18 protein-coding genes are annotated in these 17,111 nt (G+C 58.4%); 10 read left to right on the top strand and 8 right to left on the bottom strand.

Annotation, left to right across the window (positions count from 1 at the left end):
* The first annotated feature begins 5 nt into the window (after positions 1-5).
* Genes proC through AC2TEL_RS11235 form a run of 3 tightly spaced genes read left to right on the top strand, consistent with a single transcriptional unit; the run spans position 6 to position 2,102 of the window.
* A complete protein-coding gene (gene proC, locus AC2TEL_RS11245) occupies positions 6-821 on the top strand; it encodes a pyrroline-5-carboxylate reductase (RefSeq protein WP_480862181.1) in 816 nt (271 codons plus the stop codon).
* A complete protein-coding gene (locus AC2TEL_RS11240; protein ID WP_480843872.1) occupies positions 814-1,152 on the top strand; it encodes a tRNA-binding protein in 339 nt (112 codons plus the stop codon). The genes proC and AC2TEL_RS11240 overlap by 8 nt, the downstream gene beginning before the upstream one ends.
* Entirely contained in the window at positions 1,152-2,102 is a 951-nt protein-coding gene (locus AC2TEL_RS11235; RefSeq protein ID WP_480903948.1) for a 2-hydroxyacid dehydrogenase, read from the top strand. The genes AC2TEL_RS11240 and AC2TEL_RS11235 overlap by 1 nt, the downstream gene beginning before the upstream one ends.
* On the opposite strand, the gene AC2TEL_RS11230 is transcribed toward AC2TEL_RS11235, so the two are convergent.
* Positions 2,099-2,677 (bottom strand): thymidine kinase, encoded by a 579-nt coding sequence (locus AC2TEL_RS11230; protein ID WP_480843870.1) that lies wholly within the window; start codon positions 2,675-2,677, stop codon positions 2,099-2,101. The genes AC2TEL_RS11235 and AC2TEL_RS11230 overlap by 4 nt on opposite strands.
* A gap of 351 nt (positions 2,678-3,028) precedes the next feature.
* On the opposite strand from AC2TEL_RS11230, the gene AC2TEL_RS11225 reads away from it, so the two are divergent.
* Positions 3,029-3,490: a hypothetical protein gene (locus AC2TEL_RS11225; RefSeq protein ID WP_480843869.1), complete on the top strand. Its 462-nt coding sequence runs from the start codon at positions 3,029-3,031 to the stop codon at positions 3,488-3,490.
* A 135-nt stretch (positions 3,491-3,625) separates the two neighbouring features.
* Here the strand turns inward: AC2TEL_RS11225 and AC2TEL_RS11220 are convergent, their stop codons facing one another.
* The 3 genes from AC2TEL_RS11220 to carB all read right to left on the bottom strand — a co-directional run bounded on the left by AC2TEL_RS11220 (position 3,626) and on the right by carB (position 9,042).
* Complete coding sequence (locus tag AC2TEL_RS11220) at positions 3,626-4,183, bottom strand: class I SAM-dependent methyltransferase (protein ID WP_480903945.1); 558 nt, start codon at positions 4,181-4,183, stop codon at positions 3,626-3,628.
* A gap of 154 nt (positions 4,184-4,337) precedes the next feature.
* Positions 4,338-5,462 carry a beta-ketoacyl-ACP synthase III gene (locus AC2TEL_RS11215; protein ID WP_480903942.1) on the bottom strand — a complete coding sequence of 375 codons (1,125 nt, stop codon included), beginning with the start codon at positions 5,460-5,462 and terminating at the stop codon, positions 4,338-4,340.
* Between the two features lie 235 nt (positions 5,463-5,697).
* Positions 5,698-9,042 carry a carbamoyl-phosphate synthase large subunit gene (gene carB / locus AC2TEL_RS11210; RefSeq protein WP_480903940.1) on the bottom strand — a complete coding sequence of 1,115 codons (3,345 nt, stop codon included), beginning with the start codon at positions 9,040-9,042 and terminating at the stop codon, positions 5,698-5,700.
* A gap of 177 nt (positions 9,043-9,219) precedes the next feature.
* Here carB and AC2TEL_RS11205 point away from each other — a divergent pair, with 177 nt between their 5' ends.
* From AC2TEL_RS11205 to aspS, 4 genes are all read left to right on the top strand, one after another.
* Positions 9,220-10,347 carry an aminodeoxychorismate synthase component I gene (locus AC2TEL_RS11205; protein ID WP_480903937.1) on the top strand — a complete coding sequence of 376 codons (1,128 nt, stop codon included), beginning with the start codon at positions 9,220-9,222 and terminating at the stop codon, positions 10,345-10,347.
* The gene (locus AC2TEL_RS11200) at positions 10,302-10,949 is read left to right on the top strand and encodes an aminotransferase class IV family protein (RefSeq protein ID WP_480903934.1); all 648 of its coding nucleotides are present in this window, start codon (positions 10,302-10,304) and stop codon (positions 10,947-10,949) included. Before AC2TEL_RS11205 ends, AC2TEL_RS11200 begins: the two co-directional genes overlap by 46 nt.
* Positions 10,946-11,617: a CPBP family intramembrane glutamic endopeptidase gene (locus AC2TEL_RS11195; RefSeq protein WP_480903930.1), complete on the top strand. Its 672-nt coding sequence runs from the start codon at positions 10,946-10,948 to the stop codon at positions 11,615-11,617. Before AC2TEL_RS11200 ends, AC2TEL_RS11195 begins: the two co-directional genes overlap by 4 nt.
* A gap of 79 nt (positions 11,618-11,696) precedes the next feature.
* Entirely contained in the window at positions 11,697-13,472 is a 1,776-nt protein-coding gene (gene aspS / locus AC2TEL_RS11190; RefSeq protein ID WP_480903927.1) for an aspartate--tRNA ligase, read from the top strand.
* Between the two features lie 252 nt (positions 13,473-13,724).
* Here aspS and AC2TEL_RS11185 read toward each other — a convergent pair whose 3' ends face one another.
* Entirely contained in the window at positions 13,725-14,438 is a 714-nt protein-coding gene (locus AC2TEL_RS11185) for a response regulator (RefSeq protein WP_480843861.1), read from the bottom strand.
* 135 nt (positions 14,439-14,573) lie between these two features.
* Here AC2TEL_RS11185 and mce point away from each other — a divergent pair, with 135 nt between their 5' ends.
* Together mce and AC2TEL_RS11175 are read left to right on the top strand one after the other, a co-directional pair.
* The gene (gene mce, locus AC2TEL_RS11180) at positions 14,574-14,978 is read left to right on the top strand and encodes a methylmalonyl-CoA epimerase (protein WP_480903924.1); all 405 of its coding nucleotides are present in this window, start codon (positions 14,574-14,576) and stop codon (positions 14,976-14,978) included.
* Positions 14,979-14,987: 9 nt separating this feature from the next.
* Entirely contained in the window at positions 14,988-15,263 is a 276-nt protein-coding gene (locus AC2TEL_RS11175) for a DUF1467 family protein (RefSeq protein WP_480843859.1), read from the top strand.
* Positions 15,264-15,266: 3 nt separating this feature from the next.
* Here the strand turns inward: AC2TEL_RS11175 and AC2TEL_RS11170 are convergent, their stop codons facing one another.
* The 3 genes from AC2TEL_RS11170 to AC2TEL_RS11160 all read right to left on the bottom strand — a co-directional run bounded on the left by AC2TEL_RS11170 (position 15,267) and on the right by AC2TEL_RS11160 (position 16,994).
* Positions 15,267-15,965, bottom strand: a complete 699-nt coding sequence (locus AC2TEL_RS11170; RefSeq protein ID WP_480903920.1) for an EI24 domain-containing protein — start codon at positions 15,963-15,965, stop codon at positions 15,267-15,269.
* Positions 15,962-16,540, bottom strand: coding sequence for a nitroreductase family protein (locus AC2TEL_RS11165; RefSeq protein ID WP_480843857.1), 579 nt, complete (start codon positions 16,538-16,540; stop codon positions 15,962-15,964). The genes AC2TEL_RS11170 and AC2TEL_RS11165 overlap by 4 nt, the downstream gene beginning before the upstream one ends.
* A 208-nt stretch (positions 16,541-16,748) precedes the next feature.
* On the bottom strand, positions 16,749-16,994 hold the full coding sequence (locus tag AC2TEL_RS11160) for a hypothetical protein (protein WP_480843856.1): 246 nt from the start codon (positions 16,992-16,994) through the stop codon (positions 16,749-16,751).
* Between the last annotated feature and the right edge of the window lie 117 nt (positions 16,995-17,111).

Raw genomic sequence — 17,111 nt, 5'->3', positions numbered from 1 at the left:
CAATCATGGACATGTCACGTGTCGCTGAACAGGGGCTTGTGCTTCTGGGATGTGGGAAAATGGGATCCGCCATGCTCGCCGGGTGGCTTGAGCATGGCCTTCCGGCCGCATCCGTCTGGGTTATCGATCCCTATCCTTCTGATTGGCTCAAGGCGCAGGGTGTCAACATCAACACAGCGTTGCCCGAAGCCCCGGCAGTGGTGCTGGTGGCCGTCAAGCCGCAGATGATGGGCGAAGCCTTGCCCTCCATTCAGGCGTTGGGGAAAGGCAGATGCCTGTTCGTTTCGGTTGCAGCCGGCACATCTCTGGCGACATTTGAGGCGGTGCTGGGTGAAGGGACACCCATCGTCCGGGCGATGCCCAACACACCGGCGGCGATCCGGCAAGGCATTACGGCCCTGATCGGAAATTCGCATGTCTCGGAAACCGATCTGGAGCTGGCTGAAAATCTGCTTTCTGCAGTCGGGGAAACCGTTCGGCTGGAAGATGAGGTGCAGATGGACGCGGTGACCGGCCTCAGCGGTTCGGGTCCGGCTTACGTTTTTCACCTGATCGAAACCCTTGCCGCTGCTGGTCAGGCGCAGGGCTTGCCACATGAGCTGGCGATGAAACTGGCCAAGTCCACAGTGGCCGGAGCAGGGGCTTTGGCCATGGCCGCAGAAGAAGACCCGGCGCAGTTGCGTGTCAATGTGACTTCACCCAACGGTACCACGCAGGCAGCGCTTGAGGTTTTGATGCATGAAGAGGAGGGGTTTCCCGATCTTCTGCACCGCGCAGTCAAAGCTGCAACCGACCGATCGAAGGAGCTTTCGCGTGAGTGAGATTTCCTTTGACGATTTCCTGAAGGTCGACATCCGCGTAGGCGAAATCATCCGTGCCGAACCCTTTCCCGAAGCGCGCAAACCCGCGATCAAGATGTGGATCGACTTCGGCGATGAGGTCGGCGAGCGAAAAACGTCGGCTCAGATCACCGCGCATTACGACCCGTCGACGCTGATCGGCAAACAGGTGATGGCGGTGGTCAACTTTCCGCCGCGCCAGATCGGCAAGTTCATGTCCGAGGTGCTGGTCTTGGGTCTGCCGGATGAAAAAGGTGAGATCGTATTGATCGGGCCAGATGGTGAAGTGCCTGTCGGCGGAAGGATGCACTGATGAAAGTGTTGATCACACGCCCGATGCCCGAGGCCGTTGAGACCCGGGCGCGATCCGAATTCGACGTTGAAATGCGCAACAGCACCCTGCCAATGACACACGAAGAAATGGTGCAAGCCCTGACGGAATTTGACGTTGTGGTGCCTACCTTGGGCGATCAGTTTTCGGCACAGGTCTTTTCGGAAATGTCCGCGCAGCGCTGCAAACTGCTGGCAAATTTTGGGGTAGGCTACAACCATATCGACGTTGCGGCTGCCCGATCTGCGGGGATCGAGGTCACCAACACGCCCGGCGCGGTAACCGACGCCACGGCAGACATTGCAATGACCCTGCTGCTGGCAACCGCCCGACGCGCCGGCGAAGGGGAACGATTGGTGCGGGCAGGTGAATGGCAGGGGTGGCACCCAACGCAGATGTTGGGTCTTCACGTCACCGGAAAGCATGTCGGGATCGTTGGCATGGGCCGCATCGGTCAGGCCATTGCCCGGCGCTGCCATTTCGGCTTCGGGATGCAGGTGTCTTACACTGCGCGCAGCCCGAAGGACCTCAACTTCCCGGCGACTCACGCACCCGATCTTCTGGCTTTGGCATCAAACGTCGATTTCCTTGTGCTGGCTGTGCCGGGCGGAGCAGAAACCCGCCATCTGATCGGCACGCAGGTTTTGACGGCAATGAAGCCCACGGCGCTGTTGATCAACATCGCACGGGGCGAGGTCGTGGACGAAGCCGCCCTGATCTCGGCCCTGCAAGCGCGCCAGATCGCAGGTGCCGGGCTGGACGTGTATGAGTTCGAACCCGCCGTCCCGCAGGCATTGTGTGATATGGAGAATGTAACCCTGCTGCCACATCTCGGGACGGCCACCGAGGAAGTGCGCACCGATATGGGGCAAATGGCGTTGGACAACGTTGCCGCGTATATAGCGGCGCGCCCATTACTCAACCCGGTTTAGGCGCCCACCGCCTCACGCCAGTGCTTTCGGCAGAGCGAGACGTAAGTCTCGTTCCCGCCGATCTGCACCTGAGCCCCAGTGGTGATCGCCTGACCGTTTTCATCCTGACGAATCACCATTGTCGCTTTGCGGCCGCATTTACATATGGTCCGAACTTCCCGCATTTCATCTGCCAGTGCCAGCAATGCCGCCGAGCCCGGAAACAACTTGCCCTGAAAATCCACCCGCAAGCCATAGGCAAGTACCGGGATCTTCAGATCATCCACCGCCCGGGCCAGTTGCCAGACCTGATCTTCGGACAGAAACTGAGCCTCATCGACGAAGACACAGGCTACCGGACTCTGTTTTAACCGTCTCTCGATCATCAAAAATACATTATCTTCCGGGCGGAATGTGTCGGATTCTTCCGAAATGCCGATGCGCGAAGCGATGCGCCCCGTTCCGGCGCGCCCGTCTATGGCGGCGGTCAACAGATAAGTGTCCATGCCACGCTCGCGGTAATTGTGCGAGGCTTGCAGCAAAACGGTCGATTTGCCGGCATTCATGGTGGAATAGTTGAAATACAGCTTGGCCATGACGCGGGTCTAATTCGCGCAGCCCGCGGGGGCAAGTCGTCTATCTATTTGAAAAAGCAACGCCGCCGTTGCGGTCCTCGGGATCGAGCAGATGCTCTTGGGGATGGATATCCCGATATCACAACAGCGGCGCACCGGCCACCATGAGGCCTATAACGGCAGGGCTATAAATGGTGCCCTACTACCACTCTTTACCGGCACGAACGGCCGCCACTCACTCACAAAATCCCTGCATATCTGAGGGATAGTCAATTTATGGCATTTCAATTATGAATCGAATATGGGAAATTTCCCCACCCTTTCCCCCGCATGGACAGGCGGGGTGGGTGTGCAGGTAACAAAGGTAACAAAATGGCGGATATCGGGGCCTATCTGAAAAAGCATACCGAAGCTTTGGTCAAAGACGTCGGAATCGAAGCCGCGTGCGAGATCACCGGCAAATCCAAGGCTACATTGGGTCGATACTATTCCGACAATGCTGAGCATGCGGATCGGTTCATGCCGGTGGACGCAGTAGCGCGGTTGGAGAATGCCTCTTCGTTTCCGCACGTGACATCTGCACTTGCCGATCTTCGAAACATCACGCTGTCGTATGACGGCCGAAATTCCGACAATCCCCGGACCGGGGGCGTCAACTCGGACGTCATCGCGCTGAGCCAACGTTTTGCAATGCTGATGACCGAATATCAGGCCGCGATTGAAGACGGCATAATTACCGTGAACGAGGCCAAACGCTTGTTGAAAGAGACCAGCCTGCTGCAACAGGTGCTGATCGAGATGAAGCTGCACCTGGAAGAAGAGAGTGTGAGCTGAACCCAAACGCGTTCCCTAACGTGGTCAAGCGCGGTCGCGTCAACGGCGTGTCTGGGTATTTCGCAACGCAACACACATTCGAATAGGGTTCGTATTTGTTAAAGTTCCGCTTCGACGTTAGGGCCAATATCAGGATCAAGCTGCACGAACGGCCACGATACCCCGGCTTGTTCGCGAAGGTGGTCCTGACGGAAAAGCATGGACGCGCTCTACGCTGAAACCTGCCTTTCGCAATAACTCAATGATCTCGTCCTTGCGAAAGGTGCGATGTCGCCACTGAAACCAAATTATCGCATTGCACCAATGTGGTTTCGAAACAACAAGATACAACCGGCCACCGGGGCTTAACAGATCATGGATGGCCCGCAGCGCAGTCAATGGGTCATCGCAATGTTCGATCACATGGGCGGCCAAAACTACGTCTGAAGGTTTCAGAGCCGCCTCGTTCAGCACGCACTTTTCCAAATGGGGCTCTACACCACGCGCGCGCAATGCGGTCTGGCCGCGCTCGAGCATGGCACCGCTGGGGTCGAGCAAAGTCAACGCACCGGGTGCGCCGAAAGCCGCGACCCATGCTTCCGCAAATGAACCCGTGCCTGCGCCGACATCGACGACGCTGATCTCAGGCTTTGGGCAATGGGAGGACGCAGAAAGAAATCCGAGATACCCGTCATAATATCCCAACGCCCGCATTTTATCTCTCCACCGGGGTGCGGCGGATTCGTAGCGAGGTGTGGTGTTCGTCGTTGAATTCACCATCAAGAAGACTTGGCACACAAGTTTTCTTAAATCTAGGAGGCGGAGAAAGCTCTCGGCCTCTCCGCCCTACTGGAGAACGTTATTTGCGTCACCCATGCCGCCTCACTATCACCGACCCCACCGAATACCCCGCTCCAAACGAACAGATCAGGCCGATATCTCCATCCGTCAGATCATCGGAATACCTAGAAAAGGCTATAATCGAACCGGCCGAGGACGTATTTGCATAGTCCTGCAGGATGTTGGGCTGCTCTCCGTCTTCCGGTTCGCGTCCAAGGACCTTTTTGCCAATGAAGTCATTCATCGTCTTGTTAGCCTGATGCAGCCACAGGCGTTTCAGGGTCTCGCTGGCGACACCTTCGGCCTCCATGTGGTCAGCGATGTGGCGGCTGACCATGGGTAGAACTTCCTTGAACACTTTCCGACCGTTTTGCATGAATTGCATGTCGCGACGGTCGATCATACCATCCGGACGAGAGCGTCGGAGGAACCCGTTGTTGTTCCTGATATTGTTGGAGAACTCGGTGGCACATCGGGTCGAGAGGATCTCGAAATGCGGGCCATTGGCGTTTTCGATGCGCTCGATCAGCGTGGCTGTGGCGACATCACCAAAAATGAAATGGCAATCACGGTCCCGCCATTCCAGGTGGCCCGAGCAAATCTCGGGGTTCACCACCAGCGCCGCCCGGACCGAGCCCGAGCGCACCATATCCGCCGCCGCTTGAATACCGAACGTAGCCGACGAACAGGCGACATTCATATCGAAACCAAAGCCCTTGATTCCCAGCGCCTGTTGAATTTCTATCGCAATAGCGGGATAGGCGCGTTCGTGGTTGGACGCCGCGCAGATGACCAGATCAACGTCCGCAGCCGTTCGCCCGGCCTGTGCCAGCGCCGTTTTACAAGCATCCACCGCCATTTCGGTCATGATTCCGGGTTCATCATCGCTGCGCTGACGTAAAGAGGGGTGCATGATTTCGGGGTCCAGCACACCGGTCTTGTCCATCACGTAACGGTTTTCAATGCCCGAAGCCTTGAGGATGAATTCCTCCGAGGAATGCTGCATCGGTTCCATCTCTCCGGCGGCGATGGCTTCGGCGTTTTCGGCGTTTTGGCGATCGGCATAGGCGTTGAACGCCTCGACAAGCTCGGCATTCGTGATGATGTTCTGAGGCGTGAAAACTCCGGTACCGGTGATCGCGGGCGTATACATGGTGGGTCCTGAATGTTTTGATCTGCACAAAATGCAGCCGGTACAGCATTTGATCAAGGCATGTTGACCTAAGGGAATATGCGCGTTCGGGTCACATTCGGTGTCAATTCTTGCAGCATTGCGTGCTTTTCCGCCGACGCGCCGGGGCAGATCCAACGGATGGGCAACCCGTAACAAGAAAAGCCCCGACGCGTTGGCCGGGGTTTTGTAATCCTAAAGCAGGGCAGGAAGGGTCTTATCCCTGAAGCGACTTTACTTCCACATCCCCTTCGGCTTGCGCCTTAATGGCGAGCGCGGCGGCATGGCTTGCCGCAGCGGTCGTGTAATACGGGATTTTGTCGTAGAGCGCGATGGAGCGGATGGACTTGCTGTCCTCGACCGCCTGCGCGCCTTCGGTAGTGTTCATCAACAGTTGCACCTGACCGTCCTTCAGCATGTCGACCACGTCCGGGCGACCTTCATAGACCTTGTTGACCACCTCGCACGCGACGCCATGTTCCTCGAGCCAGCTTTGCGTGCCGCGGGTGGCGATCAGAGAAAAACCCTGCGCCGCCAAAACCTGCGCTGCCTCGAGCATGGCTGTGCCTTTATCGGCGTCCTTGATCGAGATGAAGGCGCGACCCGAGGACGGCAGCACCATTCCGGCCCCCATTTGCGCTTTGAGGAAAGCGCGAGGGAATTCGCGGTCCCAGCCCATCACCTCGCCGGTCGAGCGCATTTCCGGACCAAGGATCGTGTCGACGCCCGGGAAACGGGCGAAAGGCAGTACCGCCTCTTTCACCGAGAACCAAGGCATGTCCGGATCGGCCAGCGTCATCTGGTCGGCAATCTTGGTGTCTTTGCCTTCCTGATAGGGTGGGCGCATCGGGAAGTTCGACAGTTTTTCCCCCGCCATGACGCGCGCGGCTATGGATGCAATCGCACTGTCGGTGGCCTTGGCCACGAAGGGCACGGTACGGCTGGCACGCGGGTTGACCTCGATCAGGTAGATCTCGTCATCCTTGATCGCGAACTGCACGTTCATCAGGCCGACAACGTTCAGCGCCTTGGCCAGTTTGAATGCCTGATCCTTGATCTCGGCCAGAATTTCTTTCGACAAAGAGTAGGGCGGTAGCGAACAGGCAGAGTCGCCCGAGTGTACGCCAGCTTCTTCGATATGTTGCATGATGCCCGCAACGTGCACATCTGTGCCGTCGCACAGCGCATCCACGTCCAGCTCGACCGCACCGGCCAGATAGCTGTCCAGCAGAACCGGGCTGTCGCCGGAAACCACCACGGCCTCGTTGATGTAGCGTCTGAGCTGGTCCATGTCCCGCACGATTTCCATCGCACGGCCGCCCAGCACGTAGGACGGGCGGATCACCAGCGGGAAACCGATATCCTCGGCGATTTCCAATGCTTGCTCGTCGGTGGATGCGATGCCGTTTTTGGGTTGTTTCAGGCCCAACTCGTTAACCAGCGCCTGGAATCTTTCCCGATCCTCAGCCAGGTCGATAGCGTCAGGGGTCGTACCGAGGATCGGGATGCCTTCGGCCTCCAACGCGTTGGCCAGTTTCAGCGGGGTCTGGCCGCCGAACTGAACGATGACGCCGTGCAGCGTGCCGTTTTCCTGTTCCTTCGTCAGGATCTCCATGACGTGCTCAAAAGTCAGCGGCTCGAAATACAGACGATCCGAGGTGTCATAGTCGGTCGAGACCGTCTCGGGGTTGCAGTTGACCATGATGGTTTCATAGCCGGCCTCGGTCAGCGCAAAACAGGCGTGACAGCAGCAATAGTCGAACTCGATCCCCTGACCGATCCTGTTCGGGCCACCACCGAGGATGACGACCTTTTTGCGGTCGCTCGGGCGGGCCTCGCATTCGACCTCACCCATCATCGGGGCTTCGTAAGTCGAATACATATAAGGCGTCTGGGCCTCGAACTCGGCCGCGCAAGTGTCGATCCGTTTGAACACGGCGTTGACTCCGAGGTTGCGGCGGGCGCGGCGGATGTTGTCCTCGTCGCGGCCGGTCAAGTCACCCAAACGCGCGTCGGTGAAGCCCAGCATTTTTAGCTTGCGGATGCCTTCTTCGGTCACTGGCAGGCCGTCTTTCCGTATCTGATGCTCGGCATCGATGATCTCGCGAATACGGGCCAGGAACCAGGGGTCAAACTTGGTGACGCCGAAGATTTCGTCGTCAGTCAGGCCGTGGCGCATAGCCTGCGCAATGGTGCGCAGACGGTCAGGCGTCTGCTGGCTGATCGCCTTGATCACGGCGGCCTTGTCGTCCGCTTCTTCCCAGACGCTCACGTTCAGCCCGGGAATTTCGATTTCGTCAAACCCTGTCAGGCCCGATTCCATCGAGGCCAGAGCCTTCTGCATCGATTCGTGGATCGTGCGGCCAATGGACATGGCCTCACCCACCGACTTCATTGCGGTGGTCAGGTAGGGTTCGGAACCCGGGAATTTTTCGAACGCGAATTTCGGGATCTTGGTGACGACATAGTCGATGGTCGGCTCGAACGAGGCAGGCGTGACCTTGGTGATGTCGTTGTCCAGCTCGTCCAGCGTGTAGCCCACCGCCAGCTTCGCGGCGATCTTGGCAATTGGGAAACCGGTCGCTTTTGAGGCCAGCGCCGAGGAGCGCGACACGCGCGGGTTCATCTCGATCACGACCATCCGGCCATCGTCCGGGTTAATCGCCCATTGAACGTTAGACCCGCCGGTTTCCACGCCGATCTCACGCAGAACGGCAATCGAACCGTTGCGCATGATCTGGTATTCCTTGTCGGTCAGCGTGAGCGCCGGGGCTACGGTGATCGAGTCGCCCGTATGCACGCCCATCGGGTCGACGTTTTCAATGGAGCAGACGATGATGGCGTTGTCGGCTGTGTCGCGCACCACCTCCATCTCGTATTCTTTCCAACCCAACAGGCTTTCGTCGACGAGGATTTGATTGACCGGCGAAGCATCCATGCCCGAGCGGCAAAAATGGATATAATCCTCACGGTTATAAGCCACACCACCGCCAGTGCCGCCCAAGGTGAAGGCCGGGCGGATGATGGCGGGCAGGCCGATATTCTCCAGTTCATCCAGCGCGATCTGCACGCCCGCATCCAGATCGGCCGAGCCGTCTTCCTTGCGGGGCGCGGTCACGATGGTCGCCTTCGGATTCTCAAGGCCCAGCCGGTCCATCGCTTCGCGGAACAGCTTGCGGTCTTCGGCCATCTCGATGGCGTCGCGCTTGGCGCCGATCATCTCGACACCGAACTCCTCCAGCACACCCATCTCTTCCAGCGCCAGTGATGTGTTCAGGCCGGTCTGCCCGCCCATCGTGGGCAGCAGGGCGTCGGGGCGCTCTTTCTCGATGATCTTGGCGACAACTTCGGGCGTGATCGGTTCGATATAGGTGGCATCCGCCAGACCCGGATCGGTCATGATCGTGGCGGGGTTCGAGTTTACCAGAATGACTCGGTACCCTTCCTCGCGCAGCGCCTTGCAGGCCTGAGCGCCCGAGTAGTCGAATTCACACGCCTGACCAATGACAATGGGGCCCGCCCCGATGATCATGATCGACTGAATGTCGGTTCTCTTCGGCATGGCCTTTTCCCTTCGATTGTCCGCGAGTCAGGGCACCGCCCAAGCGCCCAAATTGTCGTGCGTTATAGGGACAGCGCGAAAAGGTTCAAGGGGTATCGGAAACAGGGGCGAAATTGCCGCTTTCCCCCCTTTCCCTCGGCAGACTATTCTCTATATCGCGACGCACGGCAAAAGAGGATGCACTTGCGTATTCGTTTCGATCAGGGACCGGCCGGGCGAGGCACCCGGTTTGAGCACCCGTCTCATGTGATCCGCGCGGACAACGCGGAGGATGTGCCCCAGGCTCTGGCGGCGCTGGATGAGGCGCGCGCGGACGGCGCGTGGCTGGCCGGGTACGCGAGCTATGAGCTGGGATATGTTCTGGAACCGCGCCTGGCGGCCCGGTTACCCGAGGCGCGCAGATTGCCCCTGCTGTGTTTTGGGGTGTTCGATGCGCCCGACCGGGTTGGATTGCCCAAACCAACGGGCGAAATCACCGAATTCAGCCCACGTTGGGACGAGGCGCGGTATACGCCAGCCTTCCAATCGGTTCACAATGCTATTGGGGCGGGCGACATCTACCAGGCTAACCTGACCTTTCCGATCGACCTTAAAGTCTCTGGTGACAGCGCCGCGATTTATGCCTCGCTGGCGGCTGGGCAACCTGTGGGACACGGCGCACTGGTGCAGCAAGACGGGCTGCCGGATCTGCTGAGCCGCTCGCCCGAGCTGTTTTTCCGAACCGATGCAGAGGGACGTATCGAAACGCGTCCGATGAAGGGTACGCAGCCGCGCTGCGAAGAACCGGTCGAAGATGCCCGCCGCCGCGCGTTTCTTTCATCGGACGAAAAAAACCGGGCCGAAAACCTGATGATCGTCGACCTGCTACGCAACGATATCAGCCGCGTTGCATTGGCGGGGTCAGTCAAGGTGCCCGAACTGTTCAAGGTCGAAACCTATGCCACGGTCCACCAGATGGTTTCACTGGTTCAGGCGCAATTGCATTTGGGCGTGGGACTATCGGACATTCTGAACGCGCTGTTCCCGTGCGGTTCGATCACAGGCGCCCCCAAGATCCGAGCAATGGAAATCCTGTCGGATCTGGAGCCCTGGCCACGGGACATTTACTGCGGAACCATCGGCTGGGCTGCGCCGGATGGGCGATCTGAATTCAACGTGGCCATTCGCACCCTGATGGTCGAAGACGGCACCGCGACGCTGAACGTAGGCGGCGGTCTCGTCTGGGACAGCACCGCTCCGTCTGAATATGAGGAGGCGCTATGGAAAGCCCGCTTCGCCCACCAGCTGAGCCTGATTTCCGCCTGATCGAAACGCTGGCCTTCCGGCCGGGGCAGGGATTTATCCGACGAAACCGCCACCTGGACCGCATGGCCCGGACGGCTGCGACCTTCGGAATTCCCTTTGACATCAAGGCGGCAGTTAAAGCCCTGGAAGCTGTGGCCGGGGGTGTGCCATTGCGCTGCCGTCTGACTTTGGATGCACCGGGTGGTTTTGAAGTTACAACCGGAGAACTCGCGGCCAATCCAGCAGTATGGAAGCTGGCTGTTTCAGGAAAACGCCTTGCTGCTGCGGACATCTGGTTGCGCCACAAGACAACCCGCCGCGCAGTGTACGACACCGCACGAGCATCCTTACCCCAGGGTGTCGACGAGCTACTGTTTCTGAATGAACGCGAGGAACTGTGCGAAGGCACGATCACCAACCTGTTTCTTGATATGCCCGATGGTCAATGTTTGACACCGGCGCTGTCCAGCGGGCTGCTTCCCGGTGTCCTGCGCGAAGAATTATTGGATACTAAACAGGTTACCGAGGCCGTGCTGACCTTGACCGACTTGCAGAATGCGCGAACTATCCATCTCGGGAACTCCCTGAGAGGATTGATCCGGGCTGAGTTGGTGACAAGGTGAGCAAACAAAGTGACTGGGCAGAAGCCCCTGAAACCCATCTGCGGTTAAAGCTGGAATTCGGCCTGTTCTATGTTGCAGCACCAGTGCTGATCGCAGTGCTATTTCCGCCCGACTGGATGTTTCCTTCGCTGTTTGCCTTCACCGCATTGGGCATCATTTTGCTGCATTGCACACCGGGATTTTCCTGGGCCGAGCTACGCTATGGATGGCGCAGTTGGTCCTGGGTCGAAGTATTTTGCTTCTCAGTCGCGATGGTCGCTGTCTGTTCGGCAATCGTTTTGATCGCACGGCCCGACGCGGCATTTGGCCTTTTGCTGTATCGGCCCGAATTGCTGGCCTTTATCTGGGTCGGCTATCCGCTGGCCTCTGCCCTGCCGCAAGAGTTGTTGTTCCGGTCGCTCTTTTACCGCCGATATCATGCGATCCTGCCCAACGGACGCGTCGCCTATCTGTTGAATGCGACGCTGTTTTCACTGGCTCACCTGATGTATTGGAGCTGGATCGTCGCGGTCATGACTTTTGCGGGCGGGCTGCTGTTTTCCTGGGCCTATCGCAAGCGCGGATCGTTTTTCTTTGCCGTTCTGCTGCACGCCATTGCGGGCAATATCATCTTTGCCGTGGGATTGGGTGTCTATTTCTACTCGGGCAACGTGCAAAGACCGTTTTGACGGCGCAACCTGCCTTGACTTTCCGGACCTGACGCGGTGTATCGGCGCGACGAATTTTGCGCCCGAAGGGATATGATCCATGCACGCCTATCGCAGCCACACCTGCGCCGCTCTGACTGCCGCCAATGTTGGCGAAACCGTTCGCCTGTCCGGCTGGGTGCATCGTGTCCGAGATCACGGCGGTGTCCTGTTCATCGACCTGCGCGATCATTTTGGCGTCACGCAGGTTCTGTGCGACGGCGACAGCGCAGCTTTTGCCGAACTGGAAAAAGTGCGCTCCGAATGGTGCATCCGCATCGATGGCACCGTCAAGGCGCGTGACCCCGAACTGGTGAACGCGAAACTGCCCACCGGCGAGATCGAAGTATATGTGCGCGAGCTGGAGGTGCTGGGTGCCGCCGAGGAACTGCCGCTGATGGTGTTCGGCGATCAGGAGTACCCTGAAGAAACTCGCCTGCGCTATCGTTATCTGGACCTGCGACGCGAGGCGATGCAACGCAACATGACCCTGCGCTCGGACGTGGTGGCCTCGATGCGCCGCCGGATGTGGGATCAGGGGTTCCGCGAATACCAGACGCCGATCATTACTGCGTCCTCGCCCGAAGGCGCGCGCGACTTCCTGGTGCCGTCGCGTCTGCACCCGGGCAAGTTCTATGCACTGCCGCAGGCGCCGCAGCTGTTCAAACAGCTGATCATGGTCTCGGGTTTCGATAGGTACTTCCAGATCGCGCCGTGTTTCCGCGACGAAGACCCACGTGCCGACCGTTCGCCCACCGACTTCTACCAGCTCGACCTCGAGATGTCGTTTGTCGAGCAACAGGACGTGTTCGACACGATTCAACCCATTCTGACCGGCGTGTTCGAAGAGTTCGGCGGTGGTCGAAAGGTTGATCAGGAATGGCCGCAAATTTCCTACAAAGACTCGGCGCTTTGGTACGGCACCGACAAGCCCGACCTGCGCAATCCTATTAAAATGCAAGTGGTCTCCGACCACTTCCGCGATAGTGGCTTCGCGATTTTCGCGAAGCTGCTGGAGCAGGAAGGCACAGAAATCCGCGCCATCCCCGCGCCGACTGGTGGCAGCCGCAAGTTCTGCGACCGCATGAACGCCTTTGCGCAGAAAGAAGGTCTGCCCGGTATGGGCTATATCTTCTGGCGCGATCAGGGCGAAGGGATGGAGGCCGCAGGTCCACTGGCCAAGAACATAGGCCCCGAGCGGACCGAAGCGATCCGTCAGCAACTGGGTTTGGGCGTTGGCGACGCAGCGTTCTTCCTGGGTGGCAAGCCGAAGGCCTTTGAAAAAGTTGCCGGTAAAGCGCGCGACGTGATCGGTGAGGAACTGAACCTGACGGAAAAAGACCGTTTTGCCTTCGCCTGGATCGTGGATTTCCCGATCTATGAACAGGACGAGGAAACCGGCGCGATCGATTTCGAACACAACCCGTTCTCGATGCCGCAGGGCGGGATGGAAGCGCTGAACGGCAATCCTTTGGACGTACGTGGCTATCAGTACGATCTAGCCTGTAACGGTTATGAGCTGGTCTCGGGCGCGATCCGGAACCACAAACCTGAGATCATGCTGAAGGCCTTTGAACTGGCTGGCTATGGCGAGGATGAAGTGAAATCCCGCTTTGGCGCTCTGTTCAATGCGTTCCACTATGGCGCTCCACCGCACGGGGGCTGCGCTGCGGGTATCGACCGGATCGTTATGCTGCTGGCCGACGAGGCCAACATCCGCGAGGTCATGATGTTCCCGATGAATCAGCGCGCCGAAGACCTCATGATGGATGCGCCGTCCGATCCGACTTCGGATCAGTTGATGGAGCTCGGCCTCCGGATCATCCCGCAGGACTGACCTTTTCCGCCCGCCCCAGAGCGGGCGGTTTGCGTATGGCAGTGCTGGTTCTGAAACGCGTCGCTTACCGGTACATTCTGCACTGAAAACGCAGGCAATTGGCCACTTCCAGAACCGGGGAATCCAACAATCTACCCGAGCGGATTGCCCAGCCGTTGTCGGTTGGCGCGAATGTTGTGAGCTTTTCGTCTGGTTTGACGATGGGCCCAATAACACAACATCGAGGCGGTCACGAAATAGGCTGTCACCATTTCAGATCGCTTCCTGCCGTTCCAGTCGGATTTGAACCAGCCCGGCAACTCGTGCGGCCTGCGCTGTGACCGGAGCGCCGCACGCCCGCGAGGCCGCCAGTTGTTGAGCGGCTTCCGCCAACACAGTGTCATCGGCATCCCGAGCGACGCTGCTCAGAAACTGTGCAGCGTAATCCAGCGTTTGATGATCCGTTGGACCGGTCAGAACATCCGCGATATGAGCCATGTCGTCCTGATAGGCCAGCGGATCAGGGCTTATGGTGTCGTCCCTCACGGCGCTCAACGCGCTCGGGCGTCGGTCTTCGGGCAATAGTTCCAGTATTGTCCTCTGGAAATAGGCCAGAGAAGTCAGTGGTTTGGCCAGAAACCCATCCGCCCCTGCCTGAAGTGCCAGATCTTTTGCCGCATCATCTCCGGACAGGCCCAGAATAACGCCGATCCGAGGTGTGGCGTGGGTCAGATCCGCGATCAAATCCGCCCCAGAGCCGTCGGGCAATCCCATATCCACGATGATGACTGACGGACGATATATCCGCAGATGCCGCCGAGCCGATTTCAAACAGTCGGCCCGCCGAATACGCGCACCACTGTGCAGGCACATCAGGCGGATGGCGTCGCAGGCATAGCGGCTATCCTCGACCACCAGGATGGTCTGTCCCAGCAATGGCCGCAACGCGGTGGCAGAGGGGGCTTCGAAAGGTCCCGAATCGTCCATGGCAGAACTCCTTATCAGCAGATGCCTCACGCTAGGAACTTCTGGCTAATACCGGGTTAACGCGCGTTTTGGCGCACTTGCCCTTTGTCCGCACACCCCCCATAACCGCTGCAACGCAGAACAGAGGAGAGTTCCATGATCGGCCGCCTGAATCATGTCGCCATTGCAGTTCCCGACCTCGAGGCCGCGTCGGCGCAATACCGCACCGCGCTGGGCGCAAAGGTTGGCGCGCCACAGAACGAACCCGATCATGGTGTAACGGTTGTGTTCATCGAACTGCCCAATACAAAGATCGAACTGCTCTATCCGCTGGGTGATGACAGCCCGATCAAAGGGTTTCTGGAAAAGAACCCTTCGGGCGGGATCCATCACGTCTGCTATGAGGTCGAGGACATCATTGCCGCTCGTGACCATCTGAAGGAAACGGGTGCACGTGTTCTGGGCTCGGGCGAGCCCAAGATCGGGGCGCATGGCAAGCCCGTGCTGTTCCTGCATCCCAAGGATTTCAACGGCTGTCTAGTTGAATTGGAACAGGTCTGAGGCCACCCGATGACAATCACCGCAGCGCTGGTTCTTTTTGCCGTTATCTGGTTTTTGACCTTACTGGTTGTGCTGCCCGTGCGGATCAAGACGCAGGGAGACCTGGGTGAAATCGTACCGGGCACACATGCGGGCGCCCCCGAAATCCATCACATGAAGAAAAAGCTGTGGATTACCACCGGGATTTCGGTGGTGTTATGGGCAATCATCGCGGGAATTATCCTGTCGGGCGTGATCTCGGTTCGCGATTTCGACTGGCTCAACCAGTTGGAGCCTCGTGAGTAAGTGTTAGGGTTTTGTACCTGACAGCCCGTGATAGATATGCGTGAAGGTCGCCGCCCCGATGATCGGGATCACGAGGTTGACCAGAGGCACTGAGAGCGGAATGGCCATCAACGTGCCGGCCAGCCAGATTGTCATCGAATGCTTGGCCCGCAGTTTTCGTGCACCTTCTCGACCCACTCGCCGCATGGCGGCAAGGGTGAAGTATTCGCGTCCCAGCAGGAACCCGTTCATGCCCCAGAAGATGAATGGTGCAAGTGGTGTAAAGATCGCGTAGAGGATCAGCGCCAGCAAGTTGGCCGTGATCAGGACGCCAAGAAAGGCAATGGTATCCCTCAGAGCATCGCCAAACGGGATGCCGGGAACCTTGGGTAGATTTGGATAGTGTTTGTCCTCGACGGCCTGCGCGACTTCTTCCAGAAACATGGACGTGATGGCTGATGCAACCGGGACCATCAGGAACATTGGCAAGATCAGCACCAAAACGATGCCCGAGTAATTCAGCACATCATTCAGCCAAGGCACCGCGCCGACAAAGGGCAACGTGATCTCATTCCCAGACAATGTATTTATTAGCCAGATCGCGCCGGTGCAGGCCGCAATCAACAGCAGGATCGTAAGGCCGACGCCGCGCCACAGGACGCCTCGGAATCTCGGGTCTCCGATCTGACCCAAAGCTGAAAAGAAGGCGTTCAGAATGATCATTCAGAAACCCATTGCGTCAGGGCCTCGACATCTGGTCGAGGCCGTTCAGGCGGGGCGACACTTTCGGTGGCGATGTGGATGAAGCCGGCAACGCGTTCGTTTTCGTCCAGTCCCAGCGCCTGTCTGCAGAACTCTCTGTCATGCGCCTGCCATCCGGACAGCCAGTTCGCGCCCCATCCCGCCGCCAGCGCTGCGTTGAGCAGACCCAGGCAGACCGCCCCGGCAGAATAGGTTTGCTCGATTGAAGGCACTTTATCCGAAGGTTTCTGAACCTCGACGACGGCCACCGCCAATAGACCCATGTCGAACTGGCTTCGTGCCTTGGCAACGTCTTCGGGGCTTTTGCCCATGGCAGCACCGCGTGTTTCCGTCAATTCGGCCAAGCGGTGCATCGCGCCCTTTTCCAGAACGATAAATCGCCAGGGTTCCAGTTTGCCATGATCGGGATTGCGCGCGGCCGCGTTCAGCAAAGGCTTCAGTTCTTCCCGCGTCGGGGCCGGAGCCACCAACGTTTTGGCCGGGCGAGAGCGACGGTTCTGCAGAAATTCGAGCGCGGCGGGAGATTTCAGCGACATATGTTAACTTCCTTTACATGGCCCAGATGTATCTCGGTTGGGCAGGGCCCTGTTTCAAGTGCAAACTGATGGGAAGGGTGGAAGATTCTCAACCGGAAAAATGAAAAAAGCTTGCGTGCCGCCCTGTTCAGGCTGCCACCAGATCTGCGCGACACGTATCACTACCGTCACGGCAACGTGCAGTCCTTTGCCAAAGTCCTGATGCGGACTATCGGTCGCGCGCTGTTGCCCGGACTTGATAGACGCCTTCAGGCAGATCCAGTGCCGCCGCAAGGTCGCGCACCTGTTCCGGTGAAAGGGTAATTTTTTGAACTTTGTCTGTGCGCGGGTCCAACTGTTCCAGCGTGACACATTCGGCAAAGCTGTTGATGACGACATCCTCTTGCAAAGGCTTAGGGCCTTCATCCACCAGAGTAATCACTGTCGAGTCGAATTCATGCTCAATCGAAAACATGTTCGCAGAGTGCAGGGCTGTGACGCCTAATGCAACCCGCGTCGAACCAATTCGATAGTGGTCGAGCCGGATTTGCCGCGTTATGCTTGCCTGCCGGCAGGAGTGACTGAAAGGAAA

Source organism: Ruegeria sp. HKCCD9138, from assembly GCF_057220975.1.
The sequence above is the reverse complement of the archived record's forward strand: the minus strand, read 5'-3'. Positions and strand labels throughout refer to the sequence as shown.

Coding starts and splice junctions, on each gene's coding strand:
- carB (WP_480903940.1), bottom strand. CDS start 9,042: ATGCCGAAGAGAACCGACATTCAGTCGATCATGATCATCGGGGCGGGC.
- AC2TEL_RS11220 (WP_480903945.1), bottom strand. CDS start 4,183: ATGCGGGCGTTGGGATATTATGACGGGTATCTCGGATTTCTTTCTGCG.
- AC2TEL_RS11225 (WP_480843869.1), top strand. CDS start 3,029: ATGGCGGATATCGGGGCCTATCTGAAAAAGCATACCGAAGCTTTGGTC.
- AC2TEL_RS11185 (WP_480843861.1), bottom strand. CDS start 14,438: ATGGACGATTCGGGACCTTTCGAAGCCCCCTCTGCCACCGCGTTGCGG.
- AC2TEL_RS11200 (WP_480903934.1), top strand. CDS start 10,302: ATGGAAAGCCCGCTTCGCCCACCAGCTGAGCCTGATTTCCGCCTGATC.
- mce (WP_480903924.1), top strand. CDS start 14,574: ATGATCGGCCGCCTGAATCATGTCGCCATTGCAGTTCCCGACCTCGAG.
- AC2TEL_RS11175 (WP_480843859.1), top strand. CDS start 14,988: ATGACAATCACCGCAGCGCTGGTTCTTTTTGCCGTTATCTGGTTTTTG.
- AC2TEL_RS11230 (WP_480843870.1), bottom strand. CDS start 2,677: ATGGCCAAGCTGTATTTCAACTATTCCACCATGAATGCCGGCAAATCG.
- AC2TEL_RS11235 (WP_480903948.1), top strand. CDS start 1,152: ATGAAAGTGTTGATCACACGCCCGATGCCCGAGGCCGTTGAGACCCGG.
- AC2TEL_RS11165 (WP_480843857.1), bottom strand. CDS start 16,540: ATGTCGCTGAAATCTCCCGCCGCGCTCGAATTTCTGCAGAACCGTCGC.
- AC2TEL_RS11170 (WP_480903920.1), bottom strand. CDS start 15,965: ATGATCATTCTGAACGCCTTCTTTTCAGCTTTGGGTCAGATCGGAGAC.
- proC (WP_480862181.1), top strand. CDS start 6: ATGGACATGTCACGTGTCGCTGAACAGGGGCTTGTGCTTCTGGGATGT.
- aspS (WP_480903927.1), top strand. CDS start 11,697: ATGCACGCCTATCGCAGCCACACCTGCGCCGCTCTGACTGCCGCCAAT.
- AC2TEL_RS11215 (WP_480903942.1), bottom strand. CDS start 5,462: ATGTATACGCCCGCGATCACCGGTACCGGAGTTTTCACGCCTCAGAAC.
- AC2TEL_RS11205 (WP_480903937.1), top strand. CDS start 9,220: ATGCACTTGCGTATTCGTTTCGATCAGGGACCGGCCGGGCGAGGCACC.
- AC2TEL_RS11160 (WP_480843856.1), bottom strand. CDS start 16,994: ATGTTTTCGATTGAGCATGAATTCGACTCGACAGTGATTACTCTGGTG.